This window comes from Sphingomicrobium aquimarinum (assembly GCF_039655735.1).
Taxonomy (GTDB): Bacteria; Pseudomonadota; Alphaproteobacteria; order Sphingomonadales; family Sphingomonadaceae; genus Sphingomicrobium; species Sphingomicrobium aquimarinum.
This window is the reverse complement of record NZ_JBBYXH010000001.1, coordinates 243,224-263,575: the sequence shown is the minus strand read 5'-3', so window position 1 is coordinate 263,575 and position 20,352 is coordinate 243,224. Positions and strand designations below refer to the sequence as shown.

18 protein-coding genes are annotated in these 20,352 nt (G+C 65.0%); 7 read left to right on the top strand and 11 right to left on the bottom strand.

Translation table 11 applies throughout. The features are described 5' to 3' along the window. The first annotated feature begins 17 nt into the window (after positions 1 to 17). The gene (gene rnd, locus WJS89_RS01410) at positions 18 to 1,187 is read left to right on the top strand and encodes a ribonuclease D (protein WP_346339146.1); all 1,170 of its coding nucleotides are present in this window, start codon (positions 18 to 20) and stop codon (positions 1,185 to 1,187) included. Here the strand turns inward: rnd and WJS89_RS01405 are convergent. Genes WJS89_RS01405 through WJS89_RS01390 form a run of 4 tightly spaced genes read right to left on the bottom strand, consistent with a single transcriptional unit; the run spans position 1,184 to position 6,700 of the window. Then, the gene (locus WJS89_RS01405; protein WP_346339145.1) at positions 1,184 to 2,650 is read right to left on the bottom strand and encodes a Ppx/GppA phosphatase family protein; all 1,467 of its coding nucleotides are present in this window, start codon (positions 2,648 to 2,650) and stop codon (positions 1,184 to 1,186) included. The genes rnd and WJS89_RS01405 overlap by 4 nt on opposite strands. Beyond that, positions 2,647 to 4,809, bottom strand: coding sequence for an RNA degradosome polyphosphate kinase (locus tag WJS89_RS01400; RefSeq protein WP_346339144.1), 2,163 nt, complete (start codon positions 4,807 to 4,809; stop codon positions 2,647 to 2,649). Before WJS89_RS01400 ends, WJS89_RS01405 begins: the two co-directional genes overlap by 4 nt. Then, on the bottom strand, positions 4,806 to 5,411 hold the full coding sequence (locus WJS89_RS01395; RefSeq protein ID WP_346339143.1) for an HdaA/DnaA family protein: 606 nt from the start codon (positions 5,409 to 5,411) through the stop codon (positions 4,806 to 4,808). Before WJS89_RS01395 ends, WJS89_RS01400 begins: the two co-directional genes overlap by 4 nt. Then, positions 5,408 to 6,700 (bottom strand): heavy-metal-associated domain-containing protein, encoded by a 1,293-nt coding sequence (locus tag WJS89_RS01390; protein ID WP_346339142.1) that lies wholly within the window; start codon positions 6,698 to 6,700, stop codon positions 5,408 to 5,410. Before WJS89_RS01390 ends, WJS89_RS01395 begins: the two co-directional genes overlap by 4 nt. A 64-nt stretch (positions 6,701 to 6,764) precedes the next feature. On the opposite strand from WJS89_RS01390, the gene purM reads away from it, so the two are divergent. Both purM and purN read left to right on the top strand, forming a co-directional pair. Beyond that, positions 6,765 to 7,832 carry a phosphoribosylformylglycinamidine cyclo-ligase gene (gene purM, locus WJS89_RS01385; protein WP_346339141.1) on the top strand — a complete coding sequence of 356 codons (1,068 nt, stop codon included), beginning with the start codon at positions 6,765 to 6,767 and terminating at the stop codon, positions 7,830 to 7,832. Continuing rightward, positions 7,822 to 8,394 (top strand): phosphoribosylglycinamide formyltransferase, encoded by a 573-nt coding sequence (purN, locus tag WJS89_RS01380; protein ID WP_346339140.1) that lies wholly within the window; start codon positions 7,822 to 7,824, stop codon positions 8,392 to 8,394. The genes purM and purN overlap by 11 nt, the downstream gene beginning before the upstream one ends. Here the strand turns inward: purN and WJS89_RS01375 are convergent. The 4 genes from WJS89_RS01375 to WJS89_RS01360 form a co-directional block, all read right to left on the bottom strand. Continuing rightward, positions 8,391 to 8,933 (bottom strand): NADPH-dependent FMN reductase, encoded by a 543-nt coding sequence (locus tag WJS89_RS01375; RefSeq protein ID WP_346339139.1) that lies wholly within the window; start codon positions 8,931 to 8,933, stop codon positions 8,391 to 8,393. The two genes, purN and WJS89_RS01375, sit on opposite strands and share 4 nt — an antisense overlap. A gap of 269 nt (positions 8,934 to 9,202) precedes the next feature. After that, the gene (ndk, locus tag WJS89_RS01370) at positions 9,203 to 9,625 is read right to left on the bottom strand and encodes a nucleoside-diphosphate kinase (protein WP_346339138.1); all 423 of its coding nucleotides are present in this window, start codon (positions 9,623 to 9,625) and stop codon (positions 9,203 to 9,205) included. 72 nt (positions 9,626 to 9,697) lie between these two features. Next, positions 9,698 to 10,138 (bottom strand): DNA polymerase III subunit chi, encoded by a 441-nt coding sequence (locus tag WJS89_RS01365; RefSeq protein ID WP_346339137.1) that lies wholly within the window; start codon positions 10,136 to 10,138, stop codon positions 9,698 to 9,700. 7 nt (positions 10,139 to 10,145) lie between these two features. Further along, complete coding sequence (locus WJS89_RS01360; RefSeq protein WP_346339136.1) at positions 10,146 to 11,600, bottom strand: leucyl aminopeptidase; 1,455 nt, start codon at positions 11,598 to 11,600, stop codon at positions 10,146 to 10,148. Between the two features lie 109 nt (positions 11,601 to 11,709). On the opposite strand from WJS89_RS01360, the gene WJS89_RS01355 reads away from it, so the two are divergent. From WJS89_RS01355 to rsmA, 4 genes are all read left to right on the top strand, one after another. Beyond that, complete coding sequence (locus tag WJS89_RS01355) at positions 11,710 to 13,935, top strand: LPS-assembly protein LptD (RefSeq protein WP_346339135.1); 2,226 nt, start codon at positions 11,710 to 11,712, stop codon at positions 13,933 to 13,935. A gap of 62 nt (positions 13,936 to 13,997) precedes the next feature. Beyond that, on the top strand, positions 13,998 to 15,329 hold the full coding sequence (locus WJS89_RS01350; protein ID WP_346339134.1) for a peptidylprolyl isomerase: 1,332 nt from the start codon (positions 13,998 to 14,000) through the stop codon (positions 15,327 to 15,329). 15 nt (positions 15,330 to 15,344) lie between these two features. Beyond that, positions 15,345 to 16,376, top strand: a complete 1,032-nt coding sequence (gene pdxA, locus WJS89_RS01345) for a 4-hydroxythreonine-4-phosphate dehydrogenase PdxA (protein WP_346339133.1) — start codon at positions 15,345 to 15,347, stop codon at positions 16,374 to 16,376. Beyond that, positions 16,373 to 17,188, top strand: a complete 816-nt coding sequence (gene rsmA, locus WJS89_RS01340; protein ID WP_346339132.1) for a 16S rRNA (adenine(1518)-N(6)/adenine(1519)-N(6))-dimethyltransferase RsmA — start codon at positions 16,373 to 16,375, stop codon at positions 17,186 to 17,188. The genes pdxA and rsmA overlap by 4 nt, the downstream gene beginning before the upstream one ends. Here rsmA and WJS89_RS01335 read toward each other — a convergent pair. From WJS89_RS01335 to guaB, 3 genes are read right to left on the bottom strand one after another with little or no spacing between them, the layout of a single operon-like run. Next, the gene (locus WJS89_RS01335) at positions 17,185 to 17,682 is read right to left on the bottom strand and encodes a hypothetical protein (protein ID WP_346339131.1); all 498 of its coding nucleotides are present in this window, start codon (positions 17,680 to 17,682) and stop codon (positions 17,185 to 17,187) included. The two genes, rsmA and WJS89_RS01335, sit on opposite strands and share 4 nt — an antisense overlap. 29 nt (positions 17,683 to 17,711) lie before the next feature. After that, entirely contained in the window at positions 17,712 to 18,881 is a 1,170-nt protein-coding gene (locus WJS89_RS01330; protein WP_346339130.1) for an RsmB/NOP family class I SAM-dependent RNA methyltransferase, read from the bottom strand. Beyond that, complete coding sequence (gene guaB, locus WJS89_RS01325) at positions 18,878 to 20,341, bottom strand: IMP dehydrogenase (RefSeq protein ID WP_346339129.1); 1,464 nt, start codon at positions 20,339 to 20,341, stop codon at positions 18,878 to 18,880. Before guaB ends, WJS89_RS01330 begins: the two co-directional genes overlap by 4 nt. Between the last annotated feature and the right edge of the window lie 11 nt (positions 20,342 to 20,352).

The window sequence follows — 20,352 nt, the reverse complement described above, 5'->3', positions numbered from 1 at the left end:
GCTAGGGCCGCCTGCAAATGAAAATCCATGACCTGATTACGGACTCCGAGAGTCTCGCCCAACTGATCGAACGCATGAGTGTCCACGGCTATGTCGTGGTCGATACCGAATTCATGCGCGAAAACACCTACTGGCCCATCCTGTGCCTCGTCCAGATTGCGACCGAGGACGAAGCGGCGGCCATCGACCCGCTGGCGGACGGAATCGACCTGACGCCCCTGCTCGACCTGCTCGTCAACAATGACGAGGTCTTGAAGGTCTTTCACGCGGGCGGGCAGGATCTGGAGATCTTCCACAATCTCACCGGCAAGGTCCCTGTCCCGCTGTTCGACACGCAAATCGCGGCGATGGCCCTGGGCTACGGGGAGCAGGTCGGATACGCCAATCTCGTCCAGGCGGTTCTCGGCCATCAGCTCGACAAGGGCGCGCGCTTCACGGACTGGTCGCGCCGGCCGCTCGACAAGCGACAGCTCGATTATGCCATCGCGGACGTGACGCACCTCGCCGAGATCTTCCCGATGCTCCTCGACAAATTGAAGGAGACTGGGCGCGGCGACTGGCTCGACGAGGAAATGGCGCGGCTCGCCGACCCGTCGAGTTTCGCCTTCGAGCCGGAAGATGCGTGGAAGCGGATGCGCCTTCCGAGCCGCAAGCCCGATGTCCTCGGTCGGTTGAAGGCGCTGGCGGCGTGGCGCGAGAGAGAAGCGCGGGGCAAGGACATGCCGCGCGGTCGTATCGTGAAGGACGACACGCTGGGCGAACTCGCGAACCATCCGCCGAAGAAACAGGAAGATCTCGTTCGTATTCGCGGCCTGTCAAAGGGTTGGAAGGACAATGATATCGGCGGGCGGCTGATGGAAGCGCTGAAGAGCGCCGAGCCGCTATCCGACGCGGACATGCCGCCCAAACCGCCGCGCCGTCCGGGGCTGACCAAGGATGCGAGCCTCGTCAGCGACCTTCTGAAATTGCTGCTGAAGATTCGGGCGAAGGAAAGCGGCGTTGCCCCGCGGCTCATCGCACGGGCGCAGGAATTGGAACTGCTGGCCGCGGGCGAGCGCGAGAATCTCCACATCCTGTCGGGATGGCGGTTCGAAGAGTTTGGAAGCGACGCGCTCGACCTTGTCGAGGGTCGGCTCGCTTTCGCGACCGAGAACGGCAAGCTCAAGATGACGCGCACGGGTTCCTAGACGAACCGCACCGCCGCTTCCAATCCCAGCGCGCTGGCGAGTTGCTCGTGGCGCTTTTGTACCGACAATCCATAGAGCCGATACTGCTTTTCGCGTAGCTCGATGACGAGTTTTCCCTCGAGCCGACGGAGCGCGGTACGGCGAAGGAATTTCTCGGTACCGCCCGAGAGGCGCTGACCGAGCCGGATGGCGCGGCCCCACGCGATGCCGCTGGCAATCTGCTCATCGGAGAGCAGCGACAGGCCGCCCGGATCCGTCCCGTCCGCCCCTCCGAAGGCCGTGTAAAGCGCGCGGGCGATCAGCGCCCTGCCCTCGGCGTCGATGCCGACCCAGTTCCCGTGCAGCGCAAGATCGACCGCGCGTTCGGCGCGAAAATCCGGGTGGGCGTTCCAAGCGATGTCGCTCAGTAGGCACGCAGCGAGCCTGAGGCGGGCGCGCCGTGGTCCCTCGTGAGAGAACAGGGGAGCGATCCATTGGTCGAGCAGCGCTCCGATGCTGCCGAACCGACCCAATTTACGACCGACTTCAAGTGCTGCGGCCAGCAGCGGGTCCTGCGCGCGGACGTCATCGGGGAGATCCTGGTAGAGAAGCCCTTCCCGCAATCCGAAGGCGGAGATGGTGATATGTGCAGGCTCCAGCGTCCGGACCAGTTCCTCCAGGATCATCGTCGCGGCAGGCAGGTGCGGTGCGCGGCGGCTCGAGATCGTTCCGACGGCTTTGAGCTCGTCGTCACTCCACTCGTCGGCGAGGCGATGAAGTTCGGGCAGACGCTCGAAGGCGATCCGATGCTGATGGGCGATCGGCAGCGGATGGCCGCTCTCGCGAAGGTCGAGGTGCGCGATAGCGCGGAAGCTGCCGCCGACGAGGTACAGGCCGTTGCCTTTGGCGGCCTGCGCGAGCCGACCGCCTTCGAGAGCATCCTGAAGCTTGGCGGCGACAAGCTGGCGATCCGGCGGTGTTCCGACGCGAAGCACGCCGATCGGCTGGCTGGACACGGCGCCGGCGGCCCCGCGGGCGACGCCTGCCAGTTCGAGACTCCCGCCGCCGAGATCGGCGACCACTCCGTTGGCGCTCGGAATCGCACTGAGGACACCGAGCGCCGAAGCAACTCCTTCTTGCTCGCCCGTTAGCAATGCGGGCTTCAGTCCCATCCGGCTTACGGCATAGAGAAAATCGGGTCCGTTGCTGGCATCGCGCACCGCTGCGGTCGCGACGGTCCGCAACCGTTTCACGCGCATCTGCTTCGACAGGACGCGGAAGCGGGCGAGCGCATCGAGCGCCATCGCCATGCTTTCCTCATCCATCGCACCACTGGATCCCAGTCCGGAGCCCAGACCTGCCATGACCTTCTCGTTGAAGAGGATGGAGGGTACGCGTTCGGTCCCGCCGTAGACGACGAGCCGCACCGAGTTGGAACCGATGTCGATGATGCCGACGGGGCCGAAATCGAGCTTGTCGATCATCCGCCGCGCTGAGTGAGCTTGAGTTTGGGAATACGCTTGCCCGCCAGCGCGGTACCGCGGCCGGAGAGCGAGGGATTGTTCATGAAATAATGGTGGCAGTTGAAGCGGCGCTTGCCGGCCACGACCCGGTCGTAACTGCCATCCTCATTCAAAACCCAGCTCTGCTCATTGTCGATGAGATTGGCGATCATCACCTGGTCGAGCACCTGCGCATGCACGGTCGGATTCTCGATCGGCATCATATATTCGACCCGGCGATCGAAATTGCGCGGCATCCAGTCGGCGGAGCTGATCAGGACGCGGGCTTTTCGGTGCGGCAGCCGCGCGCCGTTTGCGAATACGAAAATGCGGCTGTGCTCCAGGAACCGTCCGACGATGGATTTGACGCGGATGTTCTCGGAAAGGCCGGGAACTCCCGGTCGCAGGCAGCAGATACCGCGCACGATCAGATCGATCGACACTCCCGACTGGCTGGCCAGATACAGCCTGTCCATCACCTCGCGGTCGACGAGCTGGTTCATCTTGGCCCAGATCGCGGCGGGCTGGCCTGCCTTGGCATTGTCGATCTCGCGGTCAATCAGCGTGAGGATACGATCGCGCAGGCTGGCGGGACTGAAGGTCGCCAGCTCGACGCCCCGGGGCTGTATGAACCCCGTGACGAGATTGAACATCTTGGCCGCATCGCGCGCCGCGCGGGTCGATGCGGTGAAATAGCTGAGGTCGGTATAGATCTTCGACGTGACGGGATGGTAGTTGCCCGTCCCCCAATGCGTGTAGGTGCGCGTCTTGCCACCTTCGCGCCGTACGACCATCGACGTCTTGGCGTGGGTTTTCCACTCGAAGATGCCGTAGACGACCTGCACCCCGGCCCGTTCCAGGCGCGCAGCCCAGAAAAGGTTCTGCTCCTCGTCGAACCGGGCCTTGAGTTCGACCACGGCAGTGACGGACTTGCCCGCCTCGGCCGCCGCTGCGAGCGCTTCGATGATCTCCGACTGCTTGCCCGCGCGATAGAGCGCCATTTTGATTGCCAGCACGTCGGGATCTTCCGCCGCCTGGCGCAGGAAGCTGACGACGACATCGAATGTCTCGTAAGGGTGGTGGACGATAATATCCTTGGCCCGGATGGCGGCGAAACAGTCGCCTCCATACTCCTTGATCCGCTCGGGAAAACGCGGGTTGTAGGGCGGGAATTTAAGGTCGGGGCGATCGACCTCGACGACTTGTTCGAGATCGGCGATGCCGATGAGCCCGGAACTCTCGAGCACCTGCGCATCATCGGCTTCGAGGCCCTCGGTGATAACGCGCTGAAGGCTTTCGGGTGTATCGGTGGCAATCTCGAGCCGGATGACGCGCCCGCGCCGGCGCCGCTTGATCGCGCTGCGGAAGGTCAGGACCAGATCCTCGGCCTCTTCCTCGATTTCGATGTCGCTGTCGCGAAGGACGCGGAAAGCCCCCGCCTCGTGCCGCTCGAAGCCGGGGAACAACCGGTCGAAGAACTCGCGCACGACCATCTCGATCGCGATCAGGCGCTTGGCAGGCCCATTCGACGGAAGTTCGAAGAAGCGCGGCAGGCTCGAGGGGATCATTAGCAATTCGACGATATGCTCGCCTGCGGCCGGATCGAACAGATTGTAGATGAGGCCGAAGCCCGCGTTGGGGACGAAGGGAAAGGGATTGACGTTGTCGATGGCCTGCGGGGTCAGGACCGGCAGGATCTCGCCGTCGAAGCGTTCGGAAAGATCCTCGCGTTCGGCATCGGTCAACTCGTCGCGGTGGATGACGTTCACGCCCGCCTCGTCGAGCTTGTCGGATAGTAATTGCCAGACACGCTGCGCCTCGGCGGTGAGTTCGTCCGCCATGGCAGCGATCTCGTTGAGCTGCTCCGTCGGCGTGCGTCCGTCGATCGAGCGTTCCTCGATGTCCTGGAGCTGCTGCCCCTTGAGGCCGGCGACACGGACCATGAAGAATTCATCGACGTTGGAGCCGGAAATGGAGAGAAAGCGCAGCCGTTCGAGCAGCGGATGATCCTCGTTCATCGCTTCCTCGAGCACGCGTCGGTTGAAATGAAGCCAGGACAGTTCGCGATTGAAGAAGCGATCGGGACCGAAAGCCTCGATCGCGTCTCCGGCTCGTTCGACGATCGGATCGGCCTCGCTCATGCTGCCTGTCCCTTCTGCTCCAGCGCCGCACGGATCGTCGGAATCGTCAGCCGGGCGCGATTGGCCATCGCGTAGCGGTCGATCCATTGCACCAGTCGCTCGGCGGCATAGTAACTGCGTTCGCAGCGCTCGGTCAGGTAACGCCTGGCATCCGGCGCGAGATGCATACCGCGGTCGGCGAAATGCAGTTCGAGGAGCGATCCGAACAGTTCGTCATCGGGAGGTCGGATCTGCGTCACCGGCGTCACCGCGAGGCGTGTCGCAAGGTCCGGCAGCGTCGGGGCCCAGTCGGGCGGTGAGCGGTCGGCGATCAGCAGCAGCGGGAGATGGTCGTCCTGTGCCCGGTTCCATGCGTGAAAAAGCTCCTCCTCGTCATGCTCTTCCGCATCGTCGAAGAGCCTTCCCCCGGTGCGCTCGACGAAGAGCCGGCCGAGAAGGCTCCGGCCCGAGCGGCGCGGGCCGACGAGGACGGTAGCGCGGACAGGCCATGTCGACCATTTCTCGAGATGGTGAAGCGCCGCTTCATTGGCTTGGGAAACGAGAAAGCGATCCGGCGTGAAATGCTCGGGCCAGCGCAACGGCAGTGCGATCTGGTCGCTCATCGCCGCGGGTTCTGGATGACCCTTTCGGGCTGGATGGGCACCGGCGCGGGCGCCTCGTCGGGGGTCGGCACCGGAGAGGGCTCGGGATTTGCAGGCGTCGGAGCGGGATTGGTGATTTCCTGCCGCTGAATTTGCAGGACGCCTTCGACATAGGTCGAGTACCATCCGCGCTGCGCAAGCGATGCGCGCAATGCCGCCACGTCCCCACGGTAGGAGATCAGAACGTTGCTGATTCCTCCGATTGCGAGGCTGAGCGAGGAAACGTTCGTCACCCCCGGGACCGATCGCAGCGCGCCGATGGCCGAATCGAGCTGACTCGAACTCTGGGCAAACACGCGGAGCTGGTAATTCGCGGCCGCGACTTCGCTCGGCGCGTCTTCTTCCTCCTCCTCAATGGGCGGCGGTGCTTCCTCGACGATCAATGCTTCGTCGGGGCGAAGCCGACCGGCGCGGAAAGCCCGCTGGAACAGTTCGTCCATCTGCTCCGCTCCCTGCTGCATCATCGCGGGAACGCCGCTGGAGTCGGCGACGCGAAGCCGGAAGCTTCCGATCTTCTCGCGGTTGCGGCCGACACGCGCCACAAAGCGCCCTTCGGCGGGGCCGCCCGGATAGAGTCGGTCGACGGTGACTTCCGCGACCAGCACGTTCGCGACCCCGTAGAGGTCCGCGACGTTGGTCCACCATTCGGTGTCGGGACGCCTCGTGACCGCGGCGTTCACGAGCAGCGGATCGGCGCCGAGTCCCGACACCCGGACATAGTCGACCTGGCTATCGCCGGTGCGAAGCTGCGCCCACGCGCGTTGCCAGGGATTGCGCGTTTCGACGGCGGTGACCGTCCCGCCCGTTACCATCACCGGCACGACCAGCATGGGCGCGGAACGGCTGCGCCCTCCTGCCAGCCCGAGTCGCTGCCCCGTGCGGGCGCGGTCGAACTGCACGCCGAGCGTGGCGATATAGCGGTCCGTCCCGATCTGCTCGCGTTCGACCACCACTGCGCTGACGAGGCCGTCGAGCACATCGTCTCCGAGCTTGGGTGCCTGCGCGGCAGGCTTCTTGGTCGTCTGCGCCCAGAGCTTCGCCCAGCCCTTGCGCTGCGCTTCGCGCCAACCGTTGTAGCGGGCATCTTCCGCATCCTCGCCAACGACATCGACTTCGATACCGCCGACCTCGAGCACGCGACTGGTGTCGCGCGGCAGGATGCCACGATCGCCATCCTCCATCTGCGCAAAGGCATAGCCGCCCGACAAAGCGAGGCCGACAAGGGCGATGAGAAAGAGGCGCATGGACATGGAAGCAACGCTTTTGGCGATTTGGGAATGGAAATCCAAGGCGCATCTCGCTAGCGAGCCAGACATGAGCGACGACACCCCCCTCACCTATGCCGACGCCGGCGTTTCGATCGATACGGGCAATGCGCTGATCAAGTCCATTGCGCCGCTCGCCAGAATGACCGCGCGACCGGGCGCCGATGCCTCGCTCGGCGGCTTTGGCGGTCTGTTCGATCTCAAGGCGGCAGGTTTCGTCGATCCGCTGCTGGTCGCTGCCAACGACGGGGTCGGCACGAAACTCAAGCTGGCAATCACTGCGGGTGATCATTCGGGCGTGGGGATCGATCTCGTCGCGATGTGCGTCAACGATCTCATCGTGCAGGGTGCCGAGCCGCTCTTCTTCCTCGACTATTTCGCAACCGGAAAGCTCGATAACGACATTGCCTCCGCAGTGGTCGCGAGCATCGCCGAAGGGTGTCAGCAGGCAGGGTGCGCGCTGATCGGTGGCGAAACGGCCGAAATGCCGGGCATGTACGCGGACGAGGACTATGATCTTGCCGGTTTCTGCGTCGGCGCGGTGGAGCGGGGTCAGATGCTCGATGCCAGCGCGGTACGTCCCGGTGACGCGCTCGTGGGATTGGCGTCCAATGGTGTCCATTCGAACGGCTTCTCACTCGTGCGCCGGATCATCGATCGCGAAGGCTGGACGCTCGAGACTTCGGTCGACGGTGATAGTGCGGGCCAAACACTAGGTGAAGCGCTGCTGGCGCCGACGACGATCTACGTGCGCGCCCTGCTTGAGCCCATCCGCGAAGGCGGGGTGCATGCGCTGGCGCATATCACCGGCGGCGGCCTGCTCGAGAATATCCCCCGCAGCCTGCCCGATGGCTGCCACGCGCATGTGGATATGACCGCATGGGATCGCCCTCCTCTCTTCTCGATGCTCCAGCGTGGCGGGAGCGTGTCCGAGGAAGAGATGGCGCGGACCTTCAACTGCGGTGTCGGGATGGTCGCGATCGTGCCCGATCCCGACGCCATGGTGCTGGCACTGGGTCGCGCAGGCGTGGACGCATTCGTCATCGGCGAGGTGCGCGAAGGCGATCGCGGCTGTACGGTCGCGGGCGACGGCTGGTCGGCCACGCATGACGCCTGACCCCTGCAAGGTCGCGATCCTCATTTCGGGTCGGGGCAGCAACATGCGGGCGTTGATCGATCGGGCGGATGGCTACGATGTCGTCCTGGTCGGATCGAACCGTCCGACCGCGGCCGGACTGCAATGGGCCGAGGAACAGGGCATCCCGACTTGGTCCGAAGACAGCCGCCGCAAGGATCGCGATGACTTCGACAGGCGGCTCGGCGACCGGATCGAGGAGAGCGGCGCCGGAACGATTGCCCTTGCGGGGTTCATGCGCGTGCTCGGCCCCGATTTCATTCGACGCTTCGAGGGGCGGATCCTCAATATCCACCCCTCCTTGTTGCCGAAATACAAGGGTCTGGACACCCATCGACGCGCGCTCGATGCCGGAGACGCCGAACATGGATGCAGCGTCCATGTCGTGACCGCCGAGCTGGACGCGGGTGACGTTCTCGCGGCGGCCCGGGTCCCGATCCAGCCCGGCGATCGGGCCGAGGACCTGGAAGAGCGCGTGCTCGAGGCCGAGCATCGCCTCTATCCCGAGGCTCTGCGCGACTTCGTCCGGTCGCGCGGGCGCTAGCGCAGCCGCTCGATCCAGTCCGCGAAACTTCCGATCGATTTCTTGAGGAAATCGCGCGTGTCCGCGTCGGTGAGCTTGCCGTCCTCGATCTTGTCCGTGCAATTGTTGACCAGCACCTCGGGCCCTGGCCACAGGCGCATTCCGATTGTCCACGCGACGACGCGAAGGTGCGCATGGGCGCGTGCCGTCCCGACGGCTCCCGGCGAAGCGCCGACGGGCATGGCGGGCATATCCTTGAGCGGTTGCCCCGCAGAGGGTCGCGACAGCCAGTCGAGCGCGTTCTTGAGTACCCCGGTGAGCGAATGATTATATTCGGGATTGCCGATGAAGATGGCATCGGCCTTCTGCGCCGCCTCGATCAGCGCCTTCGCACCGGCGGGAGGATTGTCCTCCAGATCTTCATTGAAGGGTTCGACGTCGTCGAGCGGATGCTGGGTCACCTCGAAGCCGTCGGGCGCGAGTTCGACAGCCGCATCGAGCACTGCCTGGTTGAAACTATTCTTCCGGATCGAACCGTTGATGGCGAGGATGTTGGTCATGAAGTCTCCTTTCCACCGCCAACGGCATTCGGACGGCAAGCGTTCCCCGCCGGCGGCATCCCGTCGGGATAGGAGGTGGATTCGGCCCAACGCCGTCCGGATCGGAGATGAGAAAGGGGTGCGCGTCCGCCGCTGGGCGATCGTTATTGGCGATCGTCAGACGATCGCGTCTCGACGCCATGTCGCGGGTATGGGCCCGTCTCAAAACAAAAAAAGGGGCCACAGGCACGACCCTGCGACCCCCTTCGGCACGTTTGAGTAAGAGTCCCTTAGCCGACAATTTCGCTTTCGTCGAAGAAAAAGGCGATCTCGTTGGCGGCATTCTCCTCACTGTCCGATCCGTGGACACTGTTGGCTTCGATCGATTCGGCATGTTGACGGCGGATCGTACCCTCTTCCGCGTCGGCCGGATTGGTCGCGCCCATGATGTCACGGTTGCGCTTGACGGCGTCTTCGCCTTCCAGAACCTGCACGACCACGGGGCCCGAGGTCATGAACGAGACGAGATCGTTGTAGAAGGGGCGCTCCTTGTGGACTTCGTAGAAGCCCTGCGCCTGTTCTTCGGTCATCTGGATGCGCTTGGACGCGATCACGCGCAGGCCGGCTTCTTCCAGCATCTTGGTGACCGCACCGGTGAGGTTGCGGCGGGTGGCGTCGGGCTTGATGATCGAGAAAGTGCGGGTGACCGCCATGATATGTCTCCGAAAATATTGGGGGCTGATATTGCGCGCGCCCCTAGCCCGCGCGCACGCGGCGCGCAAGGCTCAGGCGCGCTGCACCCACCTGCCGTCCTCGCGCGCCCAGTAATGCCGTTCGATGTCCGCCGTGTCCCCGAGAGCCTTCCATGCAATGCGTGCGGCCTCGATGGTTTCACTGTCGAAGAACATGAACGCCCGCTCGAACCCGAGCGCGGCGGGGCGCCATTCGCCGTCCGCCAACGCGATGTTGCGAGCGCCATTCGGCGCAACCGTTCGCGTGGACAGGAGGATGGGCTGGTCGGTGTCACGCTGCCCCCCTTCGACGCCATGTGCGAGAAAGGTATCGGGTGAAAGCGTCCAGAACGCCCGGTCGAGGCGCGCAAGCTGCGCCTCGTCGGCAGAGGTCACGAGCAGCCGCTCGCCGGCCTCCAGCAATTTGCCCGCGACGGCGGCGAGAACTCCCGTCCCCGCCGCCTCGTCATCGAGCTGGTAGAAGTCGATGCGCAACGCGCGATCAATCTTCGCAATTCTGCTCGACGTACAGGTCGAGAAGGCGAACGCCGTAGCCGGTCGCACCCTTGTCGATCTTGGGACGCGGCTTGTCGGTCCAGGCCATGCCCGCAATATCGAGATGCGCCCATTTGACGCCATCGTCGATGAACCGCTGGAGGAATTGCGCCGCCGTGATCGATCCCGCTTCGCGAGGCCCGACATTCTTCATGTCGGCGATCGGCGTATCGATAAGGCGGTCGTAATTCTCACCGAGCGGCATGCGCCACAGCTTGTCGCCGGAGCCGCCCGAGGTCTGCATCAAGCTTGCGGCAAGATCATCGCTATTGGTGAAAAAGCCGGCCTGTTCGTGGCCGAGACTGATGACCATCGCACCGGTCAGGGTGGCAAGATCGAGGATCACCTCGGGCTTGAACTCCTTCTGTCCGTAGGTGAGCGCATCACACAGAACGAGGCGGCCCTCGGCGTCAGTGTTGATGACCTCGATGGTCTGCCCCGACATGGACGTGACGACGTCGCCCGGGCGCTGCGCATTTCCGTCGGGCATGTTCTCCACCAGCCCGCACAGCGCGACGACATTGGCCTTGGCCTTGCGCGCGGCAATCGCGATCATGGCACCCGCGACCGCTCCTGCACCGCCCATGTCCCATTTCATCGATTCCATGCCTTGCGGCGGCTTCATCGAGATGCCGCCGGTGTCGAAGGTCACGCCCTTGCCGACGAACATGGTCGGCGTGGCATCGCCCGCGCCGCCCATCCACTTAAGGACCAGCATCCGCGGCGGTCGGACGGAACCCTGGCTGACGCCGAGCAGCGCACCCATGCCGAGCTTTTCCATTTCTTCCTGGCCGAGCGTCTCGACAACCAGCCCCGTCCCTTCGGCATGCTCGCGCACGCGCTCGACGAAACTTTCGGGATAGATAATGTTGGCCGGCTCGGTGACCAGTTCGCGGGTCAGCGCGAGACCGCGCGAAAGCGGCTCCCAACGCGCGTTCCATCGCCCTTCGGCATCTTTGGGCGCGCCGACGATGGTCAGCGTCTCGAGGCTGATTTCTTCCTCGGGCTTGCGCTTGGACCGGTGGTCGAACCGCCACGCGCGGTTGACCGCACCCAAGGCGATCCGGGCCGCATGGTCGGCGTCGACCGACTTGGCCGAGAGATCGACCACGGCATGCGTTTCGCCCGAGGTCAGCAGATGCTTGACCAAGGTGGCCCCCAAGACTTCGGCATCATTGTCCTTGCCCGACCCGATACCCACAACAAGAACGCGGCGTCCGTCGCCCGGCAGATAGGCCGTCGCGGATTTTCCGGCCTTTCCCTCGAAGCGCTGCTTCTCCAGACTTTTGACGATCGAGCCGTCGGCTCCAAGCGCCGCGATCGCCTCGTCGTCGGTGCCGGTAGCGGGGACGACATGGACATAGTCGCCGTCTGGAAGCTGCGATGCGAAACGGATCTGCATGGGAAAACGGTCCTTGTTGAATGAATGGATTGCGCGCGTCTTAGAACGGCGGGCGGCGAAAAGGCAAAGCCGGATTGCGGGGGCGCGGACGAGCGGGCATAGGCGGGCGATGGGCGGAGCAATTCGGAAGGCGCACTGGCAAACGGGAGCGGCGATGGCGCTCGTCCTCGGCGTTTACGCGCCGGCTTTTGCGCAGGACGTGACGATCCCGCCGGCGCTCGAGGGGCTTGGCGAAGAAGGCAGCGAGATCGCGTTTGCCGCCGATGAAATCGTCTATTCGCCCGAAACAGACGAAGTTCTTGCGGTTGGACGCGTACGGATGCGGCAGCAAGGCTATGCGCTTGCCGCCGACCGGCTGCGCTGGGACCGCGCCGCTGGAACAGTGGTAGCCGAGGGCAATGTCGTCCTGCGCGCGCCGACGGGCGACAAGCTGATCGGCGACAGCGTCCTCTTGGAAGACACGCTCGAAGCCGCGACGATCGATAATTTCCTGCTTGCGCTCGAAACGGGAGGGCGGATCGCGGGCGATGTGGGCCGGCTCGAGAATGGCGATGTGACGGTCGACAATGCGGCCTACTCCCCCTGCCCCGCCAATTGCGAATCCCTCCCTTGGCGAATTTCCGCGGCTCAGGTCGTCCGCGAGGCCGACACCGGCCGGCTGGTCTTTCGCGGGGGACGCCTCAGCATCTTCGGGCTCGACCTGCCGTTGCTGCCCGTCTTCACCATCGGCGATCCCGGTCCCCTCGGCGGGGTGTCGGGCCTTCTGGTCCCCGGGTTCAGCATTTCGGGCGTCAACGGCGTCGAGCTTTCCCTTCCCTATTACAAGCGCATCGCACGCAATCGCGACATCACCGTCACGCCACATCTCTACACCGCCAACCTGCCGGGCCTCTCCACACGCTATCGACACCTCGGCGAGCATGGTGCCTTTCAGGTCGGCGGCTTCATGACCTACGGCGATGTCGACAATCCCGATTTCGATGCCGTCGACGAAACGCTCGGCGAAGACTTCCGCGGCTATTTCGACGCCAACGGGCGGTTCCAGTTCGACCCCTACTGGCGTGCGACAGGCTCGTTCCGCTATGCGACCGACAAGACCGTCACCCGTCGCTTCGACCTCACCCGCGACGATCGTCTTCGCAATATGGCGCTCGTTGAGCGGCTCGACGAAGACAGCTACATCTCGATTGCCGGATGGGCGTTCCAGGGCCTGCGTGTCGACGACGTGCAGGAAACCATCCCCATCGCGCTCCCCGCGATCGATGCCCGCTTCCGGCTCGAGGATCCCGTTCTCGGGGGGCGCGTCGAACTGCACGGCAACAGCCTCGCCATCCTGCGCACCGAGGGACAGGATACCCAGCGTGCGTTCGCCCTCGCGCGCTGGGATCGCCGCCTCCTGACCAGCCTCGGCCAGGAACTGACCTTCACCGGATATGCGCGCGGCGACGTGTACCATACCGACGAGGTTCTAGAGACGCCTGTTCCCATCTATCGCGGCGAAGAAGGATGGAACTATCGCGGGATCGCTGCCGCAGCCGCAGACCTGCGTTGGCCGCTGATCGGTTCGGCATTGGGCGGCACCCAGCGGCTCGTACCGCGCGTGCAACTGGTGCTGACCCCTCCGACTTCCAATCTCGACATTCCCAACGAGGACGCGCGCGCGATCGATCTGGAAGACAGCAATCTGTTCGCCCTCAACCGCTTCCCCGGATACGACCGCTGGGAAGACGGAAGCCGCGTCACCTACGGCGTGGAATGGCTGCTCGACCGTCCCGGTTTCTCGGTACGCTCGAACATCGGGCAGAGCTACCGGCTGACTGACGAGCCGCTGATTTTTCCGGACGGGACGGGGCTGACCGATCAATGGAGCGATTTCGTCGGGCGGACGCGCGTCCGATACGGCAGGTTCATCGACCTCACGGCACGCTACCGCGTCGACAAGGACGATTTTTCCTTCCGCCGCAGCGAACTCGACCTCACTGTCGGCTCGATCGAAACATACGCGACCATTGGCTATCTGCGCCTCGACCGCGATATCGATCCCTCGATCGAGGATCTGCGCGATCGCGAGGAATTGCGCGTCGCGGGACGCCTCCATTTCCTCGATCATTATTCGCTCTTCGGATCGACCGTGCTCGATCTGACCGATAGTGCCGAAGACCCCTTGTCGCTGTCCGACGGGTTCGAACCCGCGCGCCATCGTCTGGGCGTGTTCTACGACGACGACTATATCGAGCTTGGGCTTTCGTGGAAACGCGACTATGAGCGGATCGGAACGTTCCGCCGGGGATCGACTTTTTCGGTCACTTTCAATCTGAAAGGTCTCGGCCGCTAAGGCGAGGTTCAGCCGCCTGGCGCCACATCGGCGACATAAACTCGCAGGGACTGCAACGACTTATGACGACTTTCACGAAATTTACCGGAGCGATTCTCGCGCTCGGAGCCGCCACGTTCACCACTGCCGCCGCGCACGCGCAGCAGGGCGATAGCGCTCGCGCGCTGAACATCCCCGACAATGTCAAGATTTACGGGCAGGCGTTGCCGCCGGTGGTGAAGGCAACGGCAATCGTCAACGGCGAGATCATCACGCAGACCGACATCGACCAGCGCGTCGCGCTGTCACTGTTCGGAAGCGATGCCGAGCTCAGCGCCGAAGACATGCGTACGTTGCAGCAGCAGACGCTGCGCAATCTCATCGACGAGACGCTTCAGTCGCAGGCCGCCAAGGCAGAAGAGATCGCGCTCCCGCAGGCGGATATCGACAACGCCATGCAGCGGATCGCCGAGCGCGCCAACATGAGTGTCGAAGACCTCATCACGTCCCTCGAGGCGGCAGGCAGTTCGCGCGCTTCCCTCGAGCGCCAGATTCGCGGTGAGCTTTCCTGGTATCGTCTTCAGGACGCGAAGATCTCCAGCGGCGTGACCGTCGGCGAGGAAGAGATCGACAGCATTCTCGCCAAACTCGAGGCGGACAAGGGCCAGACCGAATATCAGGTGGGCGAGATCTTTCTCTCGTCCACGCCGGCCACCGATGGCGAAGTTCGCCAGCAGGCGCTGCAGGTTCTCGACCTGCTCCGCCAGGGCGTCGATTTCCGCGCCCTCGCGCGCCAGTATTCGGAAGCCAGCCATGCCGCGGTCGGTGGTCTTCTGGGCTGGGTGCGTCCCGACGATCTTCCGGGCGAACTCGGGGCGGCGGTTCAGGATTTGACGGTCGGGTCTGTGTCGATCCCCATCAAGATCCCCGGGGGATATTCGATCCTCGCGCTGCAGGACAAGCGGACCATCCTGACCGCCGATCCGCGCAATTCGGTGCTCAGTCTGAAGCAGGTCGCGATCCCCATTCGTCCCGGCCAGTCCGAAGCCGAACTCAACAGCTTCGTGGAGCGCTTCAGTCAGGCAGCCGCCAGCAGCCAAGGCTGCGGCAGCGCGGAACGCCTCGCTTCCGATTTCGGTGGTCGCGTCCTGACCCAGGAAGGGATCGTGGTGCGCGACCTTCCGCCGGCGCTGCAGGCGATGGTCGCCGACATGCAGATCGGTCAGGCCACCCGCCCCTTCGGCTCCATCGACGAGGCGCTCAGCGTGCTGGTGATGTGCGGGCGCGAGGATCCCACGGTCAGCCTGCCGAGCCGCAACCAGATCGAGGCGCAGAAGCTCGATGAACGGGTCGCGATGCGCGCCCGCCGCTACCTGCGCGATCTCCGCCGCGACGCCATCATCGACTTCCGCTAGGGTACGGTCCGAACGGTGGGGGTAGCCGATCCGATCGTATTGACCATGGGCGATCCCGCCGGGATCGGTCCGGAGATTGCCGCGAAGAGCTGGGCCGCACGTCGGGAACAGGACGTTCCGGCATTCGCGCTGGTCGGCGACCCGGCGGCGGTCGCCGCCGTCTGGGATGGCCCGATCGAGGAGATCGGCATGCCCGGCGCGGCGAGCGATGTTTTCGCTCATGCCCTGCCCGTCATTCCCGTCCGCTGTGAGCGGGACACGGTGCCGGGCGAGCCGAGCGGCTCGAGCGCCCGCTGCGCATTGCAATCGCTCGAACTGGGGGTCGGCCTTGCCCGGGCGGGGTCGGCGAGCGCGGTCGTCACCGGTCCCGTTTCCAAGAAGCAGCTCTACCAGATCGGCTTCACGCACCCCGGGCAGACCGAATTCATCGCCGAGCGATGCGGCGTCTCGAGATCGAATATCGCGATGATGCTCGCCGGGCCGACGCTGCGCTGCGTGCCCGTGACCGGACATATCCCGCTGGCCGACGTGCGCGACGCGCTTTCGGTCGAGCTGATCCTGGCGCGGGGACGCGCGACGTTGCGTGGCCTCATCCGCAATTTCGGGATCGAAAAACCGCGCCTGGCCGTGTCGGGGCTCAATCCTCACGCAGGAGAGCAAGGCGAGATCGGCCGGGCGGAGATCGACGTCATCGAACCCGCGATCGAGACACTCCGTAGCGAAGGCTGGGACGTCTCCGGCCCGCTCCCCGCGGACACCATGTTCCACGAGCGTGCGCGAGCCCACTACGACGCGGCGCTGGCGATGTATCACGACCAGGCGCTCGTGCCGTTGAAGGCACTCCACTTCGACGAAGGCGTCAATTTCACCCTGGGGCTGCCCATCGTACGCGCGGCCGCCGATCATGGCACCGCCTTCGAAATCGCAGGCAGCGGAACGGCGCTCGCATCGGCGACGATCGCGGCGCTCAGGATGGCGGCCGAAGCCGTTTCCAACCGCAGCGCGCAGGGCAATCCGGCACCGCAGAGCATCGCCGCACCGCTGTGAGTGGCGTCGAGCCCTTGCGCGAGGTCATCCGGCGTCACGGCCTGAGCGCTTCCAAGGCTCTCGGTCAGAACTTCATCCTCGATCGACAGCTTCTGGCACGGATCGCTGCCATCCCCGGCCCGCTGGAGGGGGAAACGGTCTTCGAGGTGGGCCCGGGTCCCGGCGGACTGACACGGGCACTGCTGGACACCGGCGCAAGGGTCATCGCGGTCGAGCGGGATGCGCGCTGCGTGCCCGTGCTGGCCGAACTGGGCGAGGAGTTCGAAGCGACCTTCCGTCTCATTGAAGGCGATGCGCTCGAGGTCGATCCGGCCAGAGAGGCGGGCGGCCGCGTCCACATCGTCGCCAACCTTCCCTACAATATCGGCACGCAGTTGCTGGTGGACTGGCTGGAAACCGATCCCTGGCCGCCCTTCTGGACGTCGCTTACGCTCATGTTTCAGCGCGAAGTCGCCGAGCGCATCGTGGCGTCGCCCGGAACGGGCGCCTACGGGAGGCTTTCGGTACTTTCGCAGTGGCGAAGCGAGGCCCGGATCGCGATGAAACTGGCCGCCGCGGCCTTCACTCCTCCGCCCAAGGTCTCGAGCGCGGTGGTGCATCTGGTCCCTCGCGCACAACCCGAAGGCGTCGACCCAAAACGCCTCTCCGCGCTCACGGCCGCCGCTTTCGGTCAGCGCCGAAAGATGCTGCGCCAGTCACTCAAGAGCGTGGCGGGGGCGCTCGATGCGCTGGAAACGGTAGGAATCGAGCCGACACGGCGCGCCGAAACGGTCAGCGTCGAGGAATTCGTGGCGCTGGCGCGCGCGCTCTAGTTCGCTTCGCCTTCCTCGGCGACATTGTCATTGGCCGCCACGACCGGCCCGCGCTTGATCGCTGCGCTGATCGCATCCTGCTCGGCGCAACGCTGTCCGCAGATCCGCTCCAGACGTGCGATATTCGCCTCGGCCTTCGCCACCGCGCCGAGCGCCGCATAAGCCTCGCCCTGCACCGCCAGCGCGGACCGGTCCGTGGGTTCGATCGTCAGCGCCTTGCGCGTGAGACGGATCGCCTGACCGAACAGATCCTGCTCGATCGCGACCTTGGCCATCGACACATAAGCGGCACGGTTGCGGGGATCGGCGACCAGCGCCGCCTCGAACGCATTGTCGGCGGCGACGAGATCGCCGGCCCTGAGCGCCGCTGTCCCCTGCTCCACCAGCGCGATCGACTGGGGCGCAAGCTCGTCATCTGCGGGCTGGGCGAAACCGGGAACGGCAAGGGTCGATGCGGTCAGGCCGAGGGCGATCAGTACAGGGGTCAGGCGCATCACTATCTCCACGTCAAGGCTCCAGCCTATCAGGATTTTTCCAGTCTCGCGACGAAAAACCCGTCGGTGCCGTCATGGCCGGGTGTCAACAGGCGCCCGCCTGCCGAACCGCGACCGAATTCGAATATATCCTTAGCAACGAAGGATGAATGTGCGCTGAGGAACCGCTCGAGCTGGGTTGTGCCTTCGGCATCGATCAGCGAGCAGACGGCGTAGACGAGGCGCCCGCCCGGACGCACCAATGGCGCGGCAAGTTCGAGCACACGCTCCTGCGTGGCGACGAGGTCGTCGAGCCGCTCCGGCGTAAGGCGCCAGCGCAACTCCGGGCTGCGTCGCCATGTCCCCGATCCGCTGCAAGGCGCATCTACCAGCACGCAGTCGAATTGCTCGCGATAGTGCATCAGCGCCTCGGCTTCGCGCGGCGGGTCGAGCAACAATGTCTCGATTTCCGCCCCCGCACGCAGCGCGCGTGGCCCCAACTGGCCAAGGCGCCGCTTGTCGACGTCGGATGCGACGATGCGCGCGTCCGGTTCAGCGGCGGCCAGCGCGAGTGCCTTGCCCCCTGCCCCGGCACATAGATCGAGGAGCGTTTCCCCCGCACGCGGCGCGCACACCAGCGCGACCAGTTGGCTTGCCTCGTCCTGGATTTCCACGGCCCCGGACTTGAAGGCTTCGCTTCCCTCGACGGGGGTGCCGGTCGCAAGACGCAGTCCCCAGGGACTTAGCGGAGTTCGTTCTCCACCAAGATCCGCGCGGACCTGGTCGCGGTCGGCCTTCGCGAGATTGACGCGCAGGTCCAGCGGCGCACGATCGATAAGCGCCGCGTGCTCGCTTTCTTCGACGAGTGGCGACAGGCGCGCCGCGATCCAGTCGGGGACGATCCCCGCAACGGGAACCTGCTCCGTCGCTTCGATGGGCGCTGGCCCGTGCTCGCTGCCGTCGAACAGGTCGCGAAGCGCCGTCTCGTCGCGCGCGAGACCGAGCATTGCGGCTCGTCCATCGGCGGGCGGCTCGGCATGGCGCCTGATGGCAGCGAAAACGTGTTCACGCACCGCGCGGCGGTCCTTCGAGCCCGCGTAGCGACGCGTTCGAAAATAGTCGCGCACCAGCGCGTCGGCGGGCGGTCCGCCCTCGCGCGCGGCCGCGATGACCTGATCGAGGATCTCGATTGCGGCCTGGACACGGGCGGCAGGTCTCATCGGGTCGGGTAGTTCGGTGCCTCGCGGGTGATCGCGACGTCGTGGACGTGGCTCTCCGACAGGCCCGCGTTGGTGATCTGCACGAAACGCGCGCGGGTCCGGAAATCCTCCATCGTGGCCGAACCCGTATAGCCCATCGCCGCTTTCACGCCGCCGACCAGCTGGTGCACGATGTCGCGCACCGGTCCCTTGAAGGGAACCTGGCCCTCGATGCCCTCGGGGACCAGCTTCATATGGTCCTTGATGTCCTGCTGGAAATAGCGGTCGGCGCTGCCGCGGCTCATGGCCCCGACGCTCCCCATGCCGCGATAGCTCTTGTAGGCGCGGCCCTGATAGAGGAAGGTTTCGCCCGGTGCTTCCTCGGTGCCTGCGAATAGGCTGCCGATCATGACGCTGCTGGCGCCCGCCGCGAGCGCCTTGGCAGCGTCCCCCGAGGTACGGATGCCGCCATCGGCGATGATGGGAATGCCCGCTGCCGCAGCGGCCTTGGCGCAGTCGAGGACGGCGGAAAGTTGCGGAACGCCGACGCCCGCGACGATCCGCGTCGTGCAGATCGAGCCGGGGCCGATCCCGACCTTGACCGCATCGGCGCCGGCATCGACGAGCGCCTTGGTCGCATCCGCGGTGGCCACGTTTCCGGCGACGACCTGAACCTCGCCCGACAATTTCTTGACCGCGCCGACCGCCGCACCGACCGCATCGTTATGGCCGTGGGCGGTGTCGATGACGATACAGTCGCACCCCGCATCGATGAGGGCTTCGGCGCGCTTCAATCCCTTGTCGCCCACCGTCGAGGCCGCCGCCACGCGCAGCCTGCCGGCTTCGTCCTTGGTGGCGTTGGGGCTGGCGACCGACTTCTCGATGTCCTTGACCGTGATGAGGCCGACGAGATGGCCGTCATTGTCGGTGACGAGCAGCTTCTCGATACGCCGCTGGTGAAGGATTCGTCGCGCTTCCTCCTGGCTGGTGCCTTCCTTGACGGTGGCCAGGTTCTCGCTGGTCATGAGTTCGGAGACCGGCTGCTCGGGGTTTTCGGCAAAGCGCACGTCGCGGTTGGTGAGGATCCCCGCCAACTTGCCCCCCTGCTCGACGACCGGGATGCCGGAAATCTTGTTGGCCTTCATCAGCTCGAGCGCCTCGGCGAGCGTCTGCTCGGGGCGCATGCTGATCGGCTCGACGACCATGCCGCTCTCGAACCGCTTGACGGCGCGGACCGCGCTTGCCTGCTGGCCGATCGACAGGTTGCGGTGGAGGACCCCGATACCGCCCAGTTGGGCGATGGCGATCGCCATGTCGGCTTCGGTGACCGTATCCATCGCCGAGGAAAGAAACGGGATGTTGAGCGAGATCGAGCGCGTCAGGCGCGTCGAGGTGTCGGTTTCGGAGGGAAGCGTGTTGGAGCGCAGGGGCTGCAGCAGCACGTCGTCGAACGTGAGCGCTAGGGGAATGTCGTGAGCCATCCCCTCCCCTT

Excerpts from the sequence above, each read along its gene's own strand:
- rnd (WP_346339146.1), top strand. The coding sequence starts at position 18 with ATGAAAATCCATGACCTGATTACGGACTCCGAGAGTCTCGCCCAACTG.
- WJS89_RS01405 (WP_346339145.1), bottom strand. The coding sequence starts at position 2,650 with ATGATCGACAAGCTCGATTTCGGCCCCGTCGGCATCATCGACATCGGT.
- WJS89_RS01400 (WP_346339144.1), bottom strand. The coding sequence starts at position 4,809 with ATGAGCGAGGCCGATCCGATCGTCGAACGAGCCGGAGACGCGATCGAG.
- WJS89_RS01395 (WP_346339143.1), bottom strand. The coding sequence starts at position 5,411 with ATGAGCGACCAGATCGCACTGCCGTTGCGCTGGCCCGAGCATTTCACG.
- WJS89_RS01390 (WP_346339142.1), bottom strand. The coding sequence starts at position 6,700 with ATGTCCATGCGCCTCTTTCTCATCGCCCTTGTCGGCCTCGCTTTGTCG.
- purM (WP_346339141.1), top strand. The coding sequence starts at position 6,765 with ATGAGCGACGACACCCCCCTCACCTATGCCGACGCCGGCGTTTCGATC.
- purN (WP_346339140.1), top strand. The coding sequence starts at position 7,822 with ATGACGCCTGACCCCTGCAAGGTCGCGATCCTCATTTCGGGTCGGGGC.
- WJS89_RS01375 (WP_346339139.1), bottom strand. The coding sequence starts at position 8,933 with ATGACCAACATCCTCGCCATCAACGGTTCGATCCGGAAGAATAGTTTC.
- ndk (WP_346339138.1), bottom strand. The coding sequence starts at position 9,625 with ATGGCGGTCACCCGCACTTTCTCGATCATCAAGCCCGACGCCACCCGC.
- WJS89_RS01360 (WP_346339136.1), bottom strand. The coding sequence starts at position 11,600 with ATGCAGATCCGTTTCGCATCGCAGCTTCCAGACGGCGACTATGTCCAT.
- WJS89_RS01355 (WP_346339135.1), top strand. The coding sequence starts at position 11,710 with ATGGGCGGAGCAATTCGGAAGGCGCACTGGCAAACGGGAGCGGCGATG.
- WJS89_RS01350 (WP_346339134.1), top strand. The coding sequence starts at position 13,998 with ATGACGACTTTCACGAAATTTACCGGAGCGATTCTCGCGCTCGGAGCC.
- WJS89_RS01335 (WP_346339131.1), bottom strand. The coding sequence starts at position 17,682 with ATGCGCCTGACCCCTGTACTGATCGCCCTCGGCCTGACCGCATCGACC.
- WJS89_RS01330 (WP_346339130.1), bottom strand. The coding sequence starts at position 18,881 with ATGAGACCTGCCGCCCGTGTCCAGGCCGCAATCGAGATCCTCGATCAG.
- guaB (WP_346339129.1), bottom strand. The coding sequence starts at position 20,341 with ATGGCTCACGACATTCCCCTAGCGCTCACGTTCGACGACGTGCTGCTG.